We start from the raw sequence: 19,578 nt of genomic DNA on the forward strand, positions 1-19,578 counted from the left end.
TTGTCCCGTACGGCCCGGGTGGTCCCGGGCCGTACGGCACGGCGCGGGCGGATCAGGCCTCGTTGGCGCCCGCGTACATCTCGGTGACGGCGTCCGCGTACGTCCGCTCGACCACCGGGCGCTTGATCTTCAGGCTCGGCGTGAGCTCGCCGTGCTCGATGTCCAGGTCGCGCGGGAGCAGGGTGAACTTCTTGACCGTCTGCCAGCGCTGGAGGTCGGTGTTGAGGCGCTGCACGAAGCCGTCGATCAGCTGGTGCGCCTTCGGGTCGCCGACCACCTCGGCGTACGACTTGCCGGCCAGGCCGTGCTCGGCGGCCCACGGCATGATCACCGCCTCGTCCAGGCCGATCAGCGCGGTGCAGTAGTTCCGGCCGTTGCCGATCACCAGGATGTTGCTGACGAACGGGCAGACCGCCTTGAACTTGCCCTCCACCTCGCTCGGCGCGACGTACTTGCCGCCGGAGGTCTTGAACATGTCCTTCTTGCGGTCGGTGATCCGCAGGAAGCCGTCCTGGCCGATCTCGCCGATGTCCTCGGTGTGGAACCAGCCGTCCGGCTCCAGCACCTCGGCGGTCTTCTCCGGCAGGTTGTGGTAGCCGCGCATGACGCCGGGGCCCCGGAGCAGGATCTCGCCGTCCTCGGCGATCCGGATCTCGCTGCCGGGCAGCACGGTGCCGATGGTGCCGACCCGGAGGTCCTCGGCGGGGTTGACGCAGATCCCGGCCGAGCTCTCGGTCAGGCCGTAGCCCTCCAGGACGGGCACGCCGACGCCGGCGAAGAAGTAGCCGATCTCGGGGGCCAGCGCGGCGCTGCCGGAGACCGAGCCGCGCATCCGCCCGCCGAACGCCGCCCGGATCTTGGCGTACACCAGCTTGTCGGCCAGCGCGTGCTGCAGCCGCAGCCCCAGCGGCGCGCTGTCGCGCCCGGTGGCGATCCGGCTGGCCTGGGTGACCCGGGCGTGGTCACGGGCGGTCTTCGCCGCCCACATGAAGATCTTGTACTTGGCGCCGCCCTCGGCCCGGGCCTTGCCGGCGATGCCGTTGTAGACCTTCTCGAAGATGCGCGGCGCCGAGGCCATCATGGTCGGGCGGATCACCGGCAGGTTGTGGATGATCCGGTCGACCCGGCCGTCCAGCGCCATCACGTGACCGGTGGCGATCTGGCCGCAGATCAGGCTCTTGCCGAACACGTGCGACAGCGGAAGCCACATGAACTGCACGTCATCCGCGCGCAGCAGCCCGCTCTGCTCCTGGGCCCGGCCCTGGTAGGCCCAGCAGTCGTGCACCAGGCGCACGCCCTTGGGGCGGCCGGTGGTGCCGGAGGTGTAGATGAGGGTGGCCAGCTGCTCCTTGTCGAGCGCGGCGACGGCCTTCTCCACGGCGTCCGGGTGCTGCTCCAGGTACTCGGCGCCGAGCTGCTCCAGCTCGGCCAGGGTGAGCACGTTCAGGCCGGCCGGCGTGCTGGCCGGCCCGGCACCGTCGAAGAGGACGGCGGTGCGCAGCTCGGGCAGCTGCCCGAGCTCGCCGACGACCTTGGCCAGCTGCTTCTCGTTCTCGACGAAGAGCGCTCTGGAACCCGAGTCGGAGAGGATGTAGGCCGTCTCGTCGGCGTTGGTGCTGGGGTAGACGGCCGTGGTGGCCGCGCCCGCGCACATGTTGCCGAGGTCAGCGATGATCCACTCCAGCCGGGTGGAGGACATCAGCCCGACCCGGTCCTCCGGGCGGACGCCCAGCGACAGCAGGCCGGCGGCCACCGCGTACACCCGGGTGGCGGTCTGCGCCCAGGTCAGCGAGCGCCACTGCTCGGCGCCGGGGGCGCCGTCCGCCGCGTGCTCGTCCACCGGGACGGGGAACCGGTAGGCCTCGTCCGCCGGCGTGGCGGCGACCCGCTCCAGGAACAGGTGGGCGACGGAGGCGGGACGCCCGGCGACGATGTCGGCACGGCCGGAGTCGATCAGGGACTGCGCGGAACTCAACGAGGACCTCCGGGGGCGGGTGGCCGTCTGAGGGATGTCGCGGCGTCCGTGAGGGCGGTCGCCGGGCCCCCGGTCGACCGATCGGGTACCGGCGAGTAACAAGGGGGCAATCAGCAGCCTAGGGGGAAACCGGTCATTCCGTAAGAGGGCGCGGACAGTCGGCACGGCGGCGGGCCACCAGTGCACCGCGCAACCGGGCCCGCCGGTGGATTCGGCAAAGGACTGGACAAACCTCGGGGCGGCGAGGCCGGAATCAGCTGTACGAGTGCACCGAAGCATGAGAATTGGGATGCGAATCCCACTGCCGACGACAAGAGTGTGCCAGTGCTGATCAGACTGCTCAGGGCGTACCTGCGCCCGTACTCCCGACCGATCACCCTGCTGGTGCTGCTCCAGCTGGTGTCCACCCTCGCCCTGCTCTACCTGCCGACGCTGAACGCCGACATCATCGACCAGGGCGTGGTCAAGGGCGACACCGGTTACATCCTGCGCATCGGCGGTGTGATGATCGCCGTCACCGTCGTCCAGGCGCTCTGCTCGATCGGTGCCGTCTACTACGGCGCGCGCACCGCCATGGCGTTCGGCCGGGACGTCCGGGCCGCCGTCTTCGACCAGGTGCAGACCTTCTCCGCCCGCGAGGTCGGCTCCTTCGGCGCCCCCTCCCTGATCACCCGGACCACCAACGACGTCCAGCAGGTCCAGATGCTGGCCCTGATGAGCTTCACCCTGATGGTCGCCGCGCCGATCATGTGCGTCGGCGGCATCATCATGGCGCTCAACCAGGACGTGCCGCTCTCCGCGCTGCTGCTGGCCGTCGTCCCCCTGCTGGGCGTCGTGGTCGTCCTGCTCGTCCGCGCGCTGCGCCCGAAGTTCCGCAGCATGCAGAAGAAGATCGACACGGTGAACCGGGTCCTGCGCGAGCAGATCACCGGCATCCGGGTCATCCGCGCCTTCGTCAAGGACGACCACGAGCAGGCCCGGTTCGCCGGCGCCAACCAGGACCTGACCGGCGTCGCCCTCCAGGTCGGCCAGCTGATGTCCTTCATGTTCCCCGTCGTGATGCTGGTGGTGAACGTCTCCAGCGTCGCCGTGCTCTGGTTCGGCGCGCACCGGATCGACAGCGGCGGCATGGAGATCGGCGGGCTGACCGCCTTCCTCTCCTACCTGATGCAGATCCTGATGAGCGTCATGATGGCCACCTTCATGTTCATGATGGTGCCGCGCGCCGAGGTCTGCGCCGAGCGCATCCAGGAGGTCCTGGACACCGACTCCAGCGTCGTCCCGCCGTCCTCGCCCGTCACCGAGCTCCTGGCCCGCGGTCACCTGGAACTGCGCTCCGTCGAGTTCCGCTACCCCGGCGCCGAGGCCTCCGTGCTGCGCGGCATCGACATCACCGCCCGCCCCGGCGAGACCACCGCGGTCATCGGCTCCACCGGCAGCGGCAAGTCCACCCTGCTCGGCCTCGTCCCCCGGCTCTTCGACGCCACCTCCGGACAGGTCCTGCTGGACGGCGTGGACGTCCGCGAACTCGCCCCCGAGGCGATCGCCGAGACCGTCGGCCTCGTCCCGCAGAAGCCCTACCTGTTCACCGGCACCGTCGCCAGCAACCTGCGCTACGGCCGGCCCGACGCCACCGACGAGGAACTCTGGCACGCCCTGGAGGTCGCCCAGGCCAAGGAATTCGTCGAACGCCTCCCGGAAGGCCTCGACGCCCCCATCGCCCAGGGCGGCAGCAACGTCTCCGGCGGCCAGCGGCAACGCCTCGCGATCGCCCGCGCGCTCGTCCGCAAACCCGGCGTCTACCTGTTCGACGACTCCTTCTCCGCGCTCGACTACGCCACCGACGCGAGGCTGCGCAAGGCACTCGGCCGGGAGACCGCCGACGCCACCGTGCTGATCGTCGCCCAGCGCGTCTCCACCATCCGCGACGCCGACCGGATCGTCGTCCTGGACGAGGGCGCCGTGGTCGGCAGCGGCACCCACGGCGAACTGATGGCCGGCAACCCGACATACCGGGAGATCGTGCTCTCCCAGCTCACCGAGCAGGAGGCGGCGTGACCACCCCGCAGGAAAAGGCGCCCACCCGGAAGGGCCCCGGCGGCGGCGAACCGTCCAGCGACTCCCAGGCGGCCGCCGCCCGCCGCGGCCCGGCCGGACCCGGCCGGTTCATGGGCGGCCAGGGCTCCGAGAAGTCGATGGACTTCAAGGGCTCCGGCAAACGGCTGCTCACCCTGCTGCGCCCCGAACGCGCCCTGCTCAGCGGCGTCCTGGCGCTCGGCGTGCTCAGCATCGGCTGCGCCGTGACCGGCCCCAAGGTGCTCGGCGAGGCCACCGACCTGATCTTCGCCGGCGTGGTCGGCCGGCAGTTCCCGGCCGGCACCTCCAAGGCGGACGCCATCGCGGGCGTGCGGGCACACGGCGACAGCAGCGTCGCCGACCTGCTCTCCGCGGTCGACTTCACCCCCGGCCAGGGCATGGACTTCGGCGCGATCGGCACCGTGCTGCTCTGGGTGCTGGTGATCTACCTCGCCTCCGCCGCCTTCGGCATCGTCCAGGGCCGGATCGCCACCAAGGCGATCCAGCGGACCAGTTACCGGCTGCGCCAGGACGTCGAGGCCAAGCTCTCCCGGCTGCCGCTCAGCTACTTCGACAAGCAGCCGCGCGGCGAGGTACTCAGCCGGGTCACCAACGACATCGACAACATCGGCCAGTCCATGCAGCAGACCATGGGCCAGGTGGTGAACTCGCTGCTCACCGTGGTCGGCGTGCTGGCGATGATGTTCTGGATCTCACCGCTGCTCGCCCTGATCGCGCTGGTCTCCGTCCCGCTCTCGGTCGTGGTGGCGACCAAGGTCGGCAAGCGGGCACAGCCGCAGTTCGTCCAGCAGTGGAAGTCCACCGGCCAACTGAACGCGCACATCGAGGAGATGTACACCGGGCACGCCCTGGTGAAGGTCTTCGGCCGGCAGCAGGAGTCCGCCGAGACCTTCCGGGAGCACAACGAGGCGCTCTACGCGGCCAGCTTCCGGGCCCAGTTCATCTCCGGGATCATCCAGCCCGCGATGATGCTGATCGGCAACCTGCAGTACGTGCTGGTCGCCGTCGTCGGCGGCCTGCGGGTCGCCAGTGGCGCGCTGTCGATCGGCGACGTGCAGGCCTTCATCCAGTACTCGCGGCAGTTCAGCCAGCCGCTCACCCAGGTCGCCAGCATGGCCAACCTGGTGCAGTCCGGCGTCGCCTCCGCCGAGCGCGTCTTCGAGCTGCTGGACGCGCCCGAGCAGACCCCGGAGCCGGCCATGCCGGAGCGCCCCGACGCGGTGCGCGGCCGGGTCGCCTTCCAGGACGTCTCGTTCCGCTACGACCCCGACAAGCCGCTCATCGACGACCTCTCGCTGAAGGTCGAGCCGGGCCAGACCGTCGCCATCGTCGGCCCGACCGGTGCCGGCAAGACCACCATGGTCAACCTGCTGATGCGCTTCTACGAGGTCAGCGCCGGACGGATCACCCTGGACGGGGTCGACATCGCGGCGATGTCCCGCGAGGACCTCCGGTCCGGCATCGGCATGGTCCTCCAGGACACCTGGCTGTTCGGCGGCACCATCGCCGAGAACATCGCGTACGGCGCCCAGGGGGCCACCCACGAGCAGGTCGTCGAGGCGGCCAGGGCCGCCCACGTGGACCGGTTCGTACGGACCCTGCCGAACGGCTACGACACCGTCATCGACGACGAGGGCACCAACGTCAGCGCGGGCGAGAAGCAGCTGATCACCATCGCCCGGGCCTTCCTGGCCCAGCCGTCGATCCTGGTCCTGGACGAGGCGACCAGCTCGGTGGACACCCGCACCGAGGTGCTGATCCAGCGCGCCATGGCCCGCCTGCGCACCGGCCGCACCAGCTTCGTGATCGCCCACCGGCTCTCCACCATCCGGGACGCCGACGTGATCCTGGTGATGGAGAGCGGCTCCATCGTCGAACAGGGCACCCACGACGAGCTGATCGCCGCCGGTGGCGCGTACGCCCGGCTGTACCAGGCGCAGTTCGCCGAGGCCGTGGCCGAGGTCGACTGACCCGGAACCGGCGGCGGGCCCCGCCCGGAGGGGGAGGTCGGATGAACCGACCTCCCCCTCCGGCGCTCCGCCCACCGTCCCCGGACGCTACGGTGGGCCCGTGAGTGACGACCTGTCGGCCGCCGGCGCGGCACACCCCGACGCCTTCGAGGCGAACCGGCGCTACCTGGGCTCGGTCGCCTACCGGCTGCTCGGCTCGTTCAGCGACGCCGAGGACGTGCTGCAGGAGGCCTGGCTGCGCTGGCGCTCCGCCGACCGGTCCGGCGTGGCCGACCCGCGCGCCTTCCTGACCACCGTCGTCACCCGCCTCTGCTACGACCAGCTGGGCTCGGCCCGGGCCCGCCGGGAGGCCTACTTCGGCGAATGGCTGCCCGAGCCGGCCGTCTCCTACCAGGACACCCCCGCCTCCCCGGCCGAACTCGCCGAACTCGGCGAATCCGTCTCGCTGGCGCTGCTCGCCGTCCTGGAGCAGCTCACCCCGGCCGAACGCGCCGCCTTCGTGCTGCACGACGTGTTCGCGGTCGGCTTCGACGAGATCGCCGCCTCGCTCGACCGCTCCCCCGACGCCGCCCGCCAGCTCGCCTCCAGGGCACGGCGCCGGGTGAAGGAGGGCGGGCGCCGGGCCACCGCCGAACCCGCCGAGCACCGGCAGGCGGTGGCCGCGTTCGCCGCGGCCACCGCGCGCGGCGACATCGAGGGCCTGCTGGCCGTGCTCGACCCGGACGTGGTCTGGCACTCCGACGGCGGTGGCGTCGTCTCCGCCGGCGCCCGCCCGGTGTACGGCGCCGACAAGGTCTCCCGCCTGGTGGCCGGCCTGGTCGCGAAGTGGTTCACCCCGGACATGGAGATCGAGCCGGCGACGGTCAACGACGAACCCGGCCTGCTCTGGCTCGACGCCGAGGGCGCGGTCGGCGGCGTGCTGGCGTTCACCGTCGCCGACGGCCGGATCACCGAGGCCTACGTGGTGGTCAACCCCGAGAAGCTGACCCGGGTGACCAGGCCCGCCGCGTCCGGGCCTGTGAGCGGGTGACCAGGCCCGCCGCGTCCGGGCCTGTGAGCGGGCTCACTGTCACAGCCTGACCCGCCACGTCGTCCCCTTCCCGGACACGCACCGAGCGCGTGGTCGACCGAGCGCTTCGAGAGGGCGCTCCGAAGGAGGCGGACGACATGACCGAGAAGCAGATCGTCGTACTGGGCGCCGGCTACGCGGGGCTGAGCGCGGCGACCCGGGCGGGCCGGCGCCACCGGGTGACCCTGATCGCGCCGGAGACCCGCTTCCTGCACCGCGTCCGCCAGCACGAGACCGCCGCCGGCCACCCCGAGCACCGGCCCACCCTGGCCGAGGTCACCCGCGGCCGCGGTGTGCGGCACGTCCGGGCCCGCGCCACCGGCCTGGACCCCGCCGCCCGCAAGGTGTTCCTGGACACCGGCGAGGCCGTCGCGTACGACACCCTGGTCTACGCCCTCGGCAGCCGCACCGCCTGGCACGCCGTCCCCGGCGCCGAGCGGCACGCCTACCCCGCCGAGCGGGCCGCCGAACTGGGCGAGCGGCTGCGCACCGCCGACCGCCCCGGCACCGTCGCCGTGGTCGGCGGCGGCGCCACCGGCATCGAGCTGGCCACCGAGATCGCCGAGGCCCACCCCGGGTGGCGGGTGCGGATCGTCGCCGCCGGCCAGGTCGGCGGCTGGTTCTCGGCCCGGGGCCGGGGCCACGTCCGCGCGGTCATGGCCCGGCTCGGGATCGAGGTGCACGAGCGGAGCACCGTGACCGAGGTCGACACCGGGGGCCTGCACACCAGCGGCGGCCGGATCCCCGCCGACGTGGTGGTCTGGGCCGCCGCCATGGAGCCGCACCCGCTGGCGGCCGAGGCCGGCCTGACCGTCGATCCGGCCGGCCGGGCGCTGGTCGACGACCACCTGCGCTCGGTCTCGCACCCGGAGGTGTACATCATCGGCGACGCCGCCGCGGTGACCGTCCCCGGCACCGGCACCCTGCGGATGGGGTGCGCCACCGCCCTGCCGATGGGCGGCTACGTCGGCAAGGTGCTCACCGGGCGCACCGACAAGCCCTTCGCGTTCCGCTACAACCTGCAGTGCCTGAGCCTCGGCCGCCGGGACGCCCTGGTCCAGCTGATCCACGGCGACGATTCGATGCGGCCCTCGATCCTGACCGGCCGGACCGGGCGGTTGATCAAGGCCGCCATCGTCAACGGCGTGATCTGGTCACTGCGTTGAGACGCCGACGGGCCCGGGGCGACTACTCGCCCCGGGCCCGTCGGCCCCGCTCAGCTCGCGCCGGCGGCTACTTCTTTTCCTTCGGCGCCTCGGCGTCGGTGGACAGCGCGGCGATGAAGGCCTCCTGCGGGACCTCCACGCGGCCGACCATCTTCATCCGCTTCTTGCCTTCCTTCTGCTTCTCCAGCAGCTTGCGCTTACGCGAGATGTCACCGCCGTAGCACTTGGCGAGAACGTCCTTGCGGATCGCGCGGACCGTCTCACGGGCGATCACCCGGGAGCCGATGGCCGCCTGGATCGGCACCTCGAACTGCTGGCGCGGGATCAGCTTCTGCAGCTTGCCGGCCATCATCACGCCGTAGTTGTACGCCTTGTCCTTGTGCACGATCGCGGAGAACGCGTCCACCGCGTCACCGTGCAGCAGGATGTCGACCTTCACCAGGTCGGCCGTCTGCTCACCGATCGGCTCGTAGTCGAAGGAGCCGTAGCCGCGGGTCTTCGACTTCAGGTGGTCGAAGAAGTCGAAGACGATCTCCGCGAGCGGCAGGGTGTAGCGCAGCTCGACACGGTCCTCGGAGAGGTAGTCCATGCCCTGGAGGTTGCCGCGGCGGGACTGGCACAGCTCCATGATCGCGCCGACGAACTCGTTCGGCGCCAGGATGGTGCCGCGCACGACCGGCTCGTGCACCTCGGCGATCTTGCCGGTCGGGAACTCGCTCGGGTTGGTGACGGTGTGCTCGGTGCCGTCCTCCATCACCACGCGGTAGACCACGTTCGGGGCGGTGGAGATCAGGTCGAGGTTGAACTCGCGCTCCAGGCGCTCCCGGATGATCTCCAGGTGCAGCAGGCCCAGGAAGCCACAGCGGTAGCCGAAGCCGAGCGCGACCGAGGTCTCCGGCTCGTAGACCAGCGCGGCGTCGTTCAGCCGCAGCTTGTCGAGGGCGTCGCGCAGCAGCGGGTAGTCCGAGCCGTCCAGCGGGTAGAGGCCGGAGAACACCATCGGACGCGGGTCCTTGTAGCCGCCCAGCGCCTCGGTCGCGCCCTTGTGCATCGAGGTGATGGTGTCACCGACCTTGGACTGCCGAACGTCCTTCACACCGGTGATGATGTAGCCGACCTCGCCGACGCCCAGGCCGTCGGCGACCTTCGGCTCCGGGGAGATGACACCGATCTCCAGCAGCTCGTGCGTCGCACCGGTCGACATCATCGCGATCCGCTCACGCTTGGTGAGCTGACCGTCGACGACACGGACGTAGGTGACCACGCCGCGGTAGGAGTCGTACACCGAGTCGAAGATCATCGCGCGGGCCGGGGCGTCCTTGACGCCGACCGGCGCCGGGATCTTCTCGACCACGTGGTCGAGCAGCTCCGGCACACCGAGACCGCTCTTGGCGCTGACCTTGAGGACGTCCTCCGGGTCGCACCCGATGATGTGGGCGAGCTCGGCGGCGTACTTCTCCGGCTGGGCGGCCGGCAGGTCGATCTTGTTGAGCACCGGGATGATCGTGAGGTCGTTCTCCAGCGCCAGGTACAGGTTGGCGAGGGTCTGCGCCTCGATGCCCTGGGCGGCGTCCACCACGAGGATGGTGCCCTCGCAGGCGGCGAGCGAACGGGACACCTCGTAGGTGAAGTCCACGTGGCCCGGGGTGTCGATCATGTTGAGGATGTGCGTCGTGCCGACGTCCGGTCCGGTCTTCGGCGCCCACGGGAGGCGGACCGCCTGCGACTTGATCGTGATGCCGCGCTCGCGCTCGATGTCCATCCGGTCGAGGTACTGGGCGCGCATCTGCCGGGGGTCGACGACCCCGGTGATCTGCAGCATCCGGTCGGCGAGCGTCGACTTGCCGTGGTCGATGTGGGCGATGATGCAGAAGTTGCGGATCAGCGCCGGGTCGGTACGGCTGGGCTCTGGCACATTGCTGGGGGTCGCGGGCACCTTGGTCCGATTCTCCGTTGGTCCGGGGGCCGGGGGCGTCCGGGTCATCACTGACCGGTTTCCCGGAGACCGGACAGTCGTCCGATCGAAATAGTTCTTCCCATCCTCCCACGAGCGCGGTGGTCGCCGCCGTTCGGTTCCGCCGGGGCCGCTCCGGGGGCTCCTGCGCCGCTTCTTCGGCCACTGCTTCCGTCGCTTCTTCGGCCGCTTCTTCCCGCGGTGGCCCCCGCCGGGCAGGATGGCTCCCATGATCCTGGAAAGCGCCCTCCTCGATGTCGTCCCCGGCCAGGAGGACGCGTTCCTCACCGCCTTCACGGAGGCCAGGCCGCTGATCACGGTCCAGTCCGGCTTCCGCTCCCTCAGCCTGCGCCGCTGCCTCGACGAGGGCCGCGGCGCCAGGTTCCTGCTCCAGGTGGAGTGGGAGACGCTGGAGGACCACACGGAGGGGTTCCGCCGCTCCGCCGAGTACCAGCGGTGGCGCGAGCTGCTGCACCGCTTCTACCAGCCGTTCCCCGAGGTGGAGCACTACGGCGAGCCGCTGCTCCACGCCTGAGCCGCACCCGGCCGGTTTGGGCGGGTGGATGCCCCCTGGTAGCCTGGGGCGCTGTACCTGGCCTCGGCATGCCCTCTCAGCTTGCCCGGCGGCCGCGCGGTGCAGAACTCCCCCAGCCTCTGGCCGGGGGGACCCCAGAACCGTTTACTGACAAGACTGAGGCTCCTTCGTGGCGAACATCAAGTCCCAGATCAAGCGCAACAAGACCAACGAGAAGGCGCGCCTGCGCAACAAGGCCGTCAAGTCCTCGCTGAAGACCGCCGTGCGCAAGGCCCGCGAGGCCGCTGCCGCCGGTGAGACCGAGAAGGCCATCGTGCTGGCCCGCGCCGCCTCCAAGGCGCTGGACAAGGCCGTGAGCAAGGGCGTCATCCACGCCAACCAGGCCGCCAACAAGAAGTCGGCCATCACCAAGCGCGTCAACGCCGTCCAGGCCTGACTCCGCCGGGGCCCACGGCCCCGAGCGCCCCAGGGCGAACCGGCCCTCTACCCGGACTCCTGAGGCGCGAGTTCAAGACTCGCACCGCACGCGGCCTGCGTTCGCCACGCGGGTGCGGTGCACAGAGCATTGCCGGGAGTGCCCGATCGTAGGCGCTTCCCCGACTGCCCGCCCGGTCCCCACCGGGCGGGCAGTCGGCGTTTGTGGCCGCGTGCGGGGTTCGTGCCGCGTGCGGGTTCGTGCCGCCGCCGACCGCCGGGGCAACGCCGCTGTCGCAGACACGCCGCTCTCCCCTGCCGCCCGGTCCGGCACCCCGCTCCGGCACCCCGGCTCGCCCGTGCCGCGACGGCGGCTGCGACTCCTGTCGCGTTCTGTGCTCCGGCCGCTATGGTCGGTCACGGCAGTTCGGGGAGCACGCGCACGGCACCCGGTCCCGCGGCGGCACGTCCCCCTTCGGGACCACCGCTCCGGGAGGTCCGTTCGCGGCCGGCACCTTCGTCGACGCTCAGGGGGGCACCTATGGCGACGCCACCACCGCCACCGGCCGGCGGGCCGGGGTTCGGCGGTCTTCCGCCGCAGCAACCGCCACCGTCCGGCTCGAACCCGGGCTTCGGGCCTCCGCCCGGACTGCCCCCCTCACCCGGCATGCCTCCCGCACCCGACACGCTCCCCACCCGGTCCGGGGATCCGGGCCGGCAGGGTAGGGCCGCCGGCCCGGGTGGGACGGCCAGGAAGGACGGCAATCTGCGCCGCAACGCCGTCTGGGCGTTCGTCGGCGCCATCATGGCCTCGGCGGCCTGGTCCGGCGCCGTGGCCCTGGTGCCGCGGCTCGTCCACGGCAGCGGCTCCCCCGCGCAGAGCCTCCACGGCTACCACGCCGTCGACAAGCTCTGCGAGGCGGGCAAGCTCACCGCGTTCAACCAGAAGTACCGCATGGTCGACAACTACCCGCTGCAGCACACCGGCCGGTCCGATGCCATGGACATCATGCGGTGCTACGCGCTGGTCAAGCGGGCGGTCAGTGGGAGCGACGTCGCGGACTACGCCACCCTCGACATCCGCGCCGAACTGCACAGGGCCGTCGACTCCAGGCCCGAGTTCACCGCCACCCGGGGCTACTTCGCGCAGCAGAGCTACGAGATCACCGAGGTGCCGGACCTCGGCCAGGAGGCCTACTTCGCCTACGGCGACGAGCCGACCAGCTCCGACAAGACCTTCCACGACATCAACTACTACCTGCAGGTCCGGGACGGCGGGATGACGTACTCCCTGTTCTGGACGGACAACTACCAGGTCGGCAAGAACACCACGCTGGACCGCGAGACCGTCCGCCGGGCGATGCTCGACGACACCCGGGACATCCTCAAGGCGATCGGCGGCCCGTAGCGGCCGGGGCCGCGACGGGTGCGGACCGGCAGGGTGCGGGCCGGCGGGTTCGCGCCGCAGGTTCGCGCCGCAGGTTCGGGCCGCAGGTTCGGGCGCGGCTCAGTAGGAGCGGGCCCCGGAGCCGGCCCGGGCGGCCCTGGCGACGGCCACCACGGCCCGCTCCAGCGCGAACGCGGGGTCGTCGGAGCCGCCCTTGACGGCGGCGTCCGCCTGCGCGATCGCCGTCAGGGCCACGGCCACGCCGTCGCCCGTCCACCCGCGCATCTGCTGGCGGACCCGCTCGACCTTCCACGGCGGCATCCCCAGCTCACGCGCCAGGTCGGCCGGGCGCATGTTCCGCCCGGTGGTCGCCAGCCGGCCGATGCTGCGGACCCCGGAGGCCAGCGCGTACGTGATACCGGTCGGGGGCTGCCCCACGGCGAGCGCCCAGCGCAGCCGCTCCAAGGCCTCGGCGGCCCGGCCGGTGACCGCGAGGTCCGCCACCTCGAAGCCGGTGGCCTCGGCCCGGCCACTGTAGTAGCGGGCCACCACCGTCTCGTCGATGGTGCCCTCGACGTCCGAGGTGAGCTGGCTGCACGCGGCCGCCAGCTCGCGAAGGTCACTGCCGAGCGCGTCGAGCAGCGTCTGGCACGCCTCCGGGGTGGCCGACCGCCCGAGCGTCCGGAACTCGCCCCGGACGAAGGCCAGCCGGTCCGACGCCTTCGCCAGCTTCGCGCACGCGACCTCCCGGCCGCCGGCCTTCCGCCCGGCGTCCAGCAGGCCCTTGCCCTTGGCGCCGCCCGCGTGCGCCAGCACCACGATCACTTCCTCGGCCGGTGCCTCGATGTACGCCTTCAGCTCCTTGACGGACTCGGCGGAGAGGTCCTGAGCCGCCCTGACCACGATGACCTTGCGCTCGGCGAACAGCGAGGGCGTCGTCAGCTCGGCGAGGCTGCCGGGCTGCAGAGTGCCGGGAGGGAGGTCCCGCACATCGGTGTCCGGGTCCGCCGCCCTCGCCGCCGCCACCACCTGGGCGACCGCGCGGTCGAGCAGCAGCTCCTCCTGGCCGACCGCGAGGGTCAGCGGGGCGAGCAGGTCGTCGGGTGCACTCTTCCTGGCCATCGCCTACCAGCATCCCACGGGGCGCGGACACTCCCGCCCGGCCGGGAGCGCACCGGGGTGAGGGGGCCGGACGGAGGCGGGGGCGGGTGCCGCCGGGGGGTGGTGATCGACCGGAGGGGGCGTGCGGGGACACGCGGCCGCTCCCTGGACAATGGGCCGGTGACCGAAGACCTCGACATCGACCAGCCGGACGCCTTCGACCCGAACGCCCGGCAGTTCCTCGTCCTGCCCGACCGTGACGCCGCCGAGGACGCCACGGAGGAGCTCAGCGCCAACCATCCCGACCTCGGCGAACTCGAAATCGTCCGGGACGCCCTCGCCGGCGAGGACGACGCCGAGGACGCCCAATGGCTGGTGGTCGTGGAACCTCCGGAGGACGGCTGGACCTCCGGCCTGCTGCGCGCACTCGACGCCATCGCCGCCGAGCACGAGGGCTGGCGCGAGGAGGGCTGATCCTCCGACGCCTCCCCGACGTCCCCCCGAGGGCCGCGCGGCACGGCCCCTGGCGTGGGAAGTCGGACGGGCCGACTTCCCACGCCGGAGACGGGCCCGTTCGACCCCCGCCAGGAACACCGGGCCCGGGCGGTGGTCGCGCCGGCCCGGGCACTACCCGGGCCGGCGCGCTTCTTCGGGCCCCCGCCCCCGCCCCCGCCCCCTCGCCCTCCCTCCCCACCACCCTCCTCCCGGTGGGGAGGGACGAGCGGGCGGAGGAGCGTCACACGGGCGGGCCGCGCGGCCCGCCCGCGGCGTGGAGGTCGCGGGAAGCGCCCGGCGCGTACCCGAGGTGGGACCCGCGCGGACGGACGGCCGCGGCGAGGTGTGCCGGGCTGTCGCCCAGCACGGCGATGTCTCCCGCACGGTCCGTGCGCAGCACCGTGGCACCGAGCGAACGCAGATGATCGAGCGTCCTCACCGACGGATGACCGTACGGATTACCCTCACCGCAGGAGACCAAGGCCAACCGAGGGCGCAACGCCGCGGTCAGGGCCCAGTCCTGGTGCGCCGATCCGTGATGAGCCACCTTCAGAACGTCCACCGTCACGCCGCCTCCCCATCTCCCCAGCAATGCCGACTGTGCCGGCGGTTCGAGATCACCCAGCAGAGCCACCCGCACCCCGCCCGCCAGGGTCGCCAGGAGCGCGACACTGGCGTTGTTGGCGCCGGACGCCTCCGCCGGTAGTTCCGCCTCCGGCCAGACCACCTGCCAGGACAACCCCGGCCCGGCCGAACGCTGTTCACCCCGCCGGGCCCGCAACAGCGGAACCCCGGCGGCCGCCGCCCACCCGGACACCCGGGCCGCCTCGCCCGGAGGGTCGTTCACGCTCGTCCCCTCGATCGCCCCGACGGCACGGCCTCGCAGCACTCCCGGCACACCCTCCACGTGATCGGCGTGGAAGTGCGTCAGCAGCAGGAGCGGGACCCGGGTGATCCCGAGATCGCGCAGACAGCGGTCAGCCGCCTGCGGATCCGGCCCCGCGTCGACCACCAGCGCGCTGTCCGCGACCGCGCCCCCGTCCGAGGCCATCGGCAGCACCACCATGTCGCCCTGCCCCACGTCACACATGACCAGCCGCCACCCCGGCGGTGGCCAGCCGGTCGCGAGCCGGGTGAGCAGCGGCGGCCGCACCAGTACGGCCAGCAGGGCGAGCAGGAGAAGGCCCGCGACCACCGGGCGGATCCAACCGGCCGGAGTACGGCGGCCGTTCGCCAGGTCGGGCCGGGGCAGCAGAAGGGGCACCGTCCAGCACATCGCCACGGTGGCCAGGGCCAGCGTCACCGTGCCGAGCAGCCCTCCGGGCCAGGAGATCTGAGCGCCCGGCAACTCCGCCCCGTACCGGGCCACCGCCGCCAGCCAGCCCACCGGGATCCCGGCGGGCTCCGCGAGCAGCCGGGCCGGACCCGGCGAGAGCGGCTCCAGGACGAGCACCGTGAAACCGAGCAAGGTCGCCGGGGCCACCGCCAGCTCGGCCAACAGATTGCAGGGGACGGCGACCAGGCTGATGTGTCCGGACAGCACCACCGTCACGGGCGCGCAGAGCGCCTGGGCCGCGGCCGTCGCCGCGACGGCGCCCGCCAGGTGGGCCGGCCAGCCCCGCGCCCGCAGACGCAGCGCCCAGTGCGGGCCGAGCACCAGCAGACCGGAGGTGGCGAGCACCGACAGGAGGAAGCCGAACGACCGCGCGAGATAGGGATCGAGGAGCACCAGGACCAACGCGGTGCCGGCCAGGGCGGGCACCGCCTGCCGGGGCCGACCGGTGGCGAGCGCGAGCAGCCCGATCAACCCCGTACCGGCGGCCCGCAACACGCTGGGCTCGGGTCGGCAGACGGTGACGAAGGCCAGCGTGACGACGGTGCCGATCAGCGCGGTGGTGCGCAGCGGAATCCCGAGCAAGGCTGCCAGGCCTCCCCGTTCGGGGGTGCCGGCCCGGCCGGGGGCTCCGAGCAGAACGCCCAGGACGATCGCGAGGTTGGCCCCGCTGACCGCGACCAGGTGCGCCATGTCGGTGGCCCGGAAGGCGTCCAGGAGGTCCCCGGACAGGCGGGAGGTGTCCCCGACCACCAGGGCCGGAAGCAGTCCACGCGCGTCCGGCGGGAGATCGTCGGCGGCCGCCCGCAGGCCCGCCCGCAAGCGGCCGGCGACCCGCTGCGGCAGGCTGGGCGGTGCGAGCTCCTGCGGCGGCCCGTGCGCGATCAGCAGCGCGGCCGACTCGTCGCCGTGCCCCTCCCCCGCCGGACGGACATCGGCAGTGACGGCGACGCGGGCCGACGGGAGCAGCTTTTGCCACCCGGCGATGTCCGGCCCTCGCACCAGCACCGTCACCGGTGTCCGCGTCCTGGTCGTCACGGCGCCCGACGACTCCGTGCCGCCCGCGCCGCCGGCCGGGGCGGCGTCTCCCGCACCGGCGCCCGCCGGAACGGTGACCTGGTCGGCCACCGCGTCGACGGTGAGGATGCCCTGCCCGGCAGCCGTCCCCCGGGTGCGGGAGGTGTGGGCCCTCGGGTCGCCGGTGACGGTCAGTTCGACGCCCACCTCCGGCGCGGGGGCTGCGCCACGGGCCAGCCCGGGCAGTGGGCCCCGGTGGAGGTCGGCGGTGTGCAGCAGGGTCGCGGCGGTGGCCGCCGCACCGGTGAGCAGCACGGCGGACAGGGTCACGGCGGCGCCACGACGGCTCCGCGCTCCCGGGCGGACGAGCAGGAGGACGGCGGACAGGACGGCCGCGACGGCGGCCGACGACAGCAGGAGACCGTGGCCGGGACCCAGCCCGAGGACAGCCGCCGTGACCGCCCACGCCGCGACGGCGGGGAGGAGAAGGCGCAGGTCGCCGGCCGGCCGACGAGGCACCGCCGCCGTGGAGGCGGGCCTCGCGGCGATGGCGGCGGCGGTGTTGTCGGCGGTGTTGGCCTTGGCGGTGGCGGCGATGACGGTACCTCCCTTCCGGGGAGCGGTGGACGGGTCGGACGGCTGCGCGCGTCGAACGGGCACGGGACGGCGGCAGGCCGAGGAGGAGGTGGGCAGGCAGGCAGGCAGGCAGGCAGGGCCGACGCGTGGGCCGGCAGGGCGGACACGGGCGTGGTGGGCGGATCAGAGGGTGAGCATCGGCCTGATCTCCGCGTAGGTGCGTTCGCCGATGCCGCTGACCTGCCGGAGCTGGTCGAGTGAGCGGAACGATCCGTGCGATGCGCGGAAGGCGATGATGCGCTGCGCGAGCGTCGGACCGACGCCCGGGAGCGTGTCGAGCTGTTCGAGGGTGGCGTGGTTCAGACTGACCGGTGGCCTCGGCCCGGTGGCCCCGGCCCCGACCGGCCCGCCGGCGCCACCGGCGGCCGGCGCCGGGCCCGGCTCGCCGACGAGGATCTGCTCACCGTCCGTCAGCACCCGGGCCAGGTTGAGGCTCTTGGTCTCCGTCTCGGGCAGCGGGCCGCCGGCGACGCGCAGCGCGTCCGCCACCCGGGATCCGCTGGGCAGCGCGTGGACACCGGGGCTGTGCACCCGGCCCCCGACGTCGACCACCACGACGGTGCGCGCGCCGGCGTCATCGAGGACGGGCGGGGCACTACCCGGGCCGGCCTCCGGTGGACCCGGAGCCTCCTGCCCCGGAGCCGGCTGTCCCCGAGCCGCCTCCCCCGGTTCCACCGAGCCGACCGCGACCGCCGGCACCGCGACCGGTTGGGGCCGCGCCAGCCAGAAGTGCTGCAGGCCGTAGCCGACGGTGAGCAGCAGCAGGACGACCAGCCCCAGCACGGCCCGCCGGTCGAGCAGCACCGAGGTGCCGAAGCGCCATCGCGCTCGGGCCGGTCCGGCAGACCCGATCCCGTCGGGCGGCACACCATCGGGCCCCATCGTGCCGAGCGCACCGCCCGGCCGGCCACCGCCCGCGCCGCCTCCCGCGCCACCTGCCAGGTCACCTGCCATGCCGCCCGGCACGCCGAGCGTCAGGTCACCCGGCAGGTCACCGACGGACACGCCTCCCGGCGGCGGCCCGGTGGCCGACGGCTCGGCCGCGTCGGCCGCTCCCCCGGCTGCCTCCTCGGCCGCCGGCAGCAACGCCGCCAGCCGCCATCGCGCGGCCTCACCGACCCTCTGGCGCTTCACCGCGCCGATGCTCATGCTCGTCATGCGGAGCACGCTAGGAGCCGTCCAGCGACTGCGGGATAATAAGCGAACCCCTGTGGAAAACTGCGGGGTTGTGGATAAATCGAGTCGCTCGAACGAGTGAACAGCGCTGGTCAGAGTTGACTATCCGTCCGACGAGGGCTGTCGCGGCACTCGCGCCCCACCCCCACCCCGGGGCCGGAATCCACCCCCGGCCACCCCCTTCAGCGCGGCGAGACCACCACGGCCAGCAGCCCCGGTCCGACATGCGCGCCGATCACCGCCCCCACCTCGCCCACATACAGGTCCCGCAGCCCGGGGATTCGCCCCCGCAGGCGCTCCGCGAGCGGCTCGGCCCGCTCCTCCGCCGCCAGGTGGTGGACGGCGATGTCGACCTCGCGCTCCCCCGCCCGCTCGACCGCGATCTCCTCCAGCCGCGCGATCGCCCGGGACGCCGTCCGGACCTTCTCCAGCGGCTCGATGCGCCCGCCGGCCAGGTGCAGCAGCGGCTTCACCGCCAGCGCCGACCCGAGCAGCGCCCGGGCAGCCCCGATCCGGCCGCCCCGGCGCAGGTACTCAAGGGTGTCCACGTAGAAGAACCCGCTGGTCACCGCAGTGCGCCGGACGACGGCCGCGGTCACCTCGTCCAGCTCCCGCCCGGCCGCGATCGCCTCAGCGGCCGCCAGGACGCCGTACCCGAGGGCCATCCCGACCAGCCGGCTGTCCACCACCCGCACCGGGACGGGCGCCTCGCCGGCCGCCAGCCGGGCCGCCTCCGCCGTCCCGGACAGCTCGCCGGAGATGTGCACCGAGACGATCCCCTTCGCACCCGCCTCGGCAGCGGCCCGGTAGGCGGCGGCGAAGGCCTCGGGACTCGGCCGGGAGGTGGTGACCCGCTGCTTGCCGCGCAGCGCCTCGGCGACGTCCTTGGGCGAGATCTCCACGCCCTCGGCGAGGACCGTGTCACCGACCGCGACGCTCAGCGGGACCACCGCGATCTCGTGGCGGTCGACGGCCTGCTGGGGCAGGTAGGCCGTGGAGTCGGTGACAAGTGCGAGGTCGGCGGGCATGAGGCGGAGGTTACTCCGCGCCCGGCCCGGATGACAGCGCCCCGACCGGGTCGGCCCCGGGCCCACGCCACCGACCCCTCAGCCCCCGCGGCCGGGCCGTACGCCACGTGCGGGGCAGTCCCGCGGAGCCGCGTGCGAGGCAGTGGGAGCCCCGACGACGACCGGCGCACAGCGAGCGGCGCGGGACAGCCGACGAACCGGACAGCCGGCGAACCGGACGGACCG

14 protein-coding genes are annotated in these 19,578 nt (G+C 73.0%); 8 read left to right on the forward strand and 6 right to left on the reverse strand.

Translation table 11 applies throughout. The annotated features are described in order from the left end of the window. Positions 1-52 precede the first annotated feature (52 nt). A complete protein-coding gene (locus ACIQTO_RS18965; protein ID WP_402388986.1) occupies positions 53-1,975 on the reverse strand; it encodes an AMP-dependent synthetase/ligase in 1,923 nt (640 codons plus the stop codon). A 324-nt stretch (positions 1,976-2,299) separates the two neighbouring features. On the opposite strand from ACIQTO_RS18965, the gene ACIQTO_RS18970 reads away from it, so the two are divergent. From ACIQTO_RS18970 to ACIQTO_RS18985, 4 genes are all read left to right on the forward strand, one after another. Beyond that, a complete protein-coding gene (locus tag ACIQTO_RS18970; protein ID WP_402388988.1) occupies positions 2,300-4,033 on the forward strand; it encodes an ABC transporter ATP-binding protein in 1,734 nt (577 codons plus the stop codon). A 110-nt stretch (positions 4,034-4,143) separates the two neighbouring features. Continuing rightward, positions 4,144-6,042 (forward strand): ABC transporter ATP-binding protein, encoded by a 1,899-nt coding sequence (locus tag ACIQTO_RS18975; RefSeq protein ID WP_402389270.1) that lies wholly within the window; start codon positions 4,144-4,146, stop codon positions 6,040-6,042. Positions 6,043-6,142: 100 nt separating this feature from the next. Next, complete coding sequence (gene sigJ / locus ACIQTO_RS18980; RefSeq protein WP_402388991.1) at positions 6,143-7,072, forward strand: RNA polymerase sigma factor SigJ; 930 nt, start codon at positions 6,143-6,145, stop codon at positions 7,070-7,072. A gap of 137 nt (positions 7,073-7,209) precedes the next feature. Continuing rightward, on the forward strand, positions 7,210-8,277 hold the full coding sequence (locus ACIQTO_RS18985) for an NAD(P)/FAD-dependent oxidoreductase (protein WP_402388994.1): 1,068 nt from the start codon (positions 7,210-7,212) through the stop codon (positions 8,275-8,277). Between the two features lie 67 nt (positions 8,278-8,344). Here the strand turns inward: ACIQTO_RS18985 and lepA are convergent, their stop codons facing one another. Further along, a complete protein-coding gene (gene lepA / locus ACIQTO_RS18990) occupies positions 8,345-10,213 on the reverse strand; it encodes a translation elongation factor 4 (protein ID WP_402388996.1) in 1,869 nt (622 codons plus the stop codon). 247 nt (positions 10,214-10,460) lie between these two features. Here lepA and ACIQTO_RS18995 point away from each other — a divergent pair, with 247 nt between their 5' ends. The 3 genes from ACIQTO_RS18995 (at position 10,461) to ACIQTO_RS19005 (ending at position 12,588) form a co-directional block, all read left to right on the forward strand. Next, complete coding sequence (locus ACIQTO_RS18995) at positions 10,461-10,766, forward strand: antibiotic biosynthesis monooxygenase family protein (RefSeq protein ID WP_402388998.1); 306 nt, start codon at positions 10,461-10,463, stop codon at positions 10,764-10,766. 169 nt (positions 10,767-10,935) lie between these two features. After that, positions 10,936-11,202, forward strand: coding sequence for a 30S ribosomal protein S20 (gene rpsT, locus ACIQTO_RS19000; protein ID WP_380571163.1), 267 nt, complete (start codon positions 10,936-10,938; stop codon positions 11,200-11,202). Positions 11,203-11,847: 645 nt separating this feature from the next. Next, positions 11,848-12,588: a hypothetical protein gene (locus ACIQTO_RS19005; protein WP_402389001.1), complete on the forward strand. Its 741-nt coding sequence runs from the start codon at positions 11,848-11,850 to the stop codon at positions 12,586-12,588. Between the two features lie 99 nt (positions 12,589-12,687). On the opposite strand, the gene holA is transcribed toward ACIQTO_RS19005, so the two are convergent. Next, positions 12,688-13,689, reverse strand: a complete 1,002-nt coding sequence (holA, locus tag ACIQTO_RS19010; RefSeq protein WP_402389003.1) for a DNA polymerase III subunit delta — start codon at positions 13,687-13,689, stop codon at positions 12,688-12,690. A gap of 159 nt (positions 13,690-13,848) precedes the next feature. On the opposite strand from holA, the gene ACIQTO_RS19015 reads away from it, so the two are divergent. Next, entirely contained in the window at positions 13,849-14,142 is a 294-nt protein-coding gene (locus tag ACIQTO_RS19015; RefSeq protein WP_402389005.1) for a hypothetical protein, read from the forward strand. Between the two features lie 262 nt (positions 14,143-14,404). Here ACIQTO_RS19015 and ACIQTO_RS19020 read toward each other — a convergent pair whose 3' ends face one another. From ACIQTO_RS19020 to ACIQTO_RS19030, 3 genes are all read right to left on the reverse strand, one after another. After that, on the reverse strand, positions 14,405-17,173 hold the full coding sequence (locus ACIQTO_RS19020) for a ComEC/Rec2 family competence protein (RefSeq protein ID WP_402389007.1): 2,769 nt from the start codon (positions 17,171-17,173) through the stop codon (positions 14,405-14,407). Positions 17,174-17,272: 99 nt separating this feature from the next. Continuing rightward, positions 17,273-18,307 carry a ComEA family DNA-binding protein gene (locus ACIQTO_RS19025; RefSeq protein ID WP_402389009.1) on the reverse strand — a complete coding sequence of 345 codons (1,035 nt, stop codon included), beginning with the start codon at positions 18,305-18,307 and terminating at the stop codon, positions 17,273-17,275. A 200-nt stretch (positions 18,308-18,507) separates the two neighbouring features. Next, the gene (locus ACIQTO_RS19030) at positions 18,508-19,353 is read right to left on the reverse strand and encodes a DegV family protein (RefSeq protein ID WP_402389012.1); all 846 of its coding nucleotides are present in this window, start codon (positions 19,351-19,353) and stop codon (positions 18,508-18,510) included. Between the last annotated feature and the right edge of the window lie 225 nt (positions 19,354-19,578).

Source organism: Kitasatospora sp. NPDC091207 (assembly GCF_044768625.1).
Classification (GTDB): Bacteria; Actinomycetota; Actinomycetes; order Streptomycetales; family Streptomycetaceae; genus Kitasatospora.

Bases quoted from the DNA above. Each gene is read 5' to 3' on its own strand.
- ACIQTO_RS18975 (WP_402389270.1), top strand. From the start codon at position 4,144: ATGGGCGGCCAGGGCTCCGAGAAGTCGATGGACTTCAAGGGCTCCGGC.
- ACIQTO_RS18985 (WP_402388994.1), top strand. From the start codon at position 7,210: ATGACCGAGAAGCAGATCGTCGTACTGGGCGCCGGCTACGCGGGGCTG.
- ACIQTO_RS18995 (WP_402388998.1), top strand. From the start codon at position 10,461: ATGATCCTGGAAAGCGCCCTCCTCGATGTCGTCCCCGGCCAGGAGGAC.
- ACIQTO_RS19005 (WP_402389001.1), top strand. From the start codon at position 11,848: ATGCCTCCCGCACCCGACACGCTCCCCACCCGGTCCGGGGATCCGGGC.
- holA (WP_402389003.1), bottom strand. From the start codon at position 13,689: ATGGCCAGGAAGAGTGCACCCGACGACCTGCTCGCCCCGCTGACCCTC.
- ACIQTO_RS19025 (WP_402389009.1), bottom strand. From the start codon at position 18,307: ATGACGAGCATGAGCATCGGCGCGGTGAAGCGCCAGAGGGTCGGTGAG.
- ACIQTO_RS19030 (WP_402389012.1), bottom strand. From the start codon at position 19,353: ATGCCCGCCGACCTCGCACTTGTCACCGACTCCACGGCCTACCTGCCC.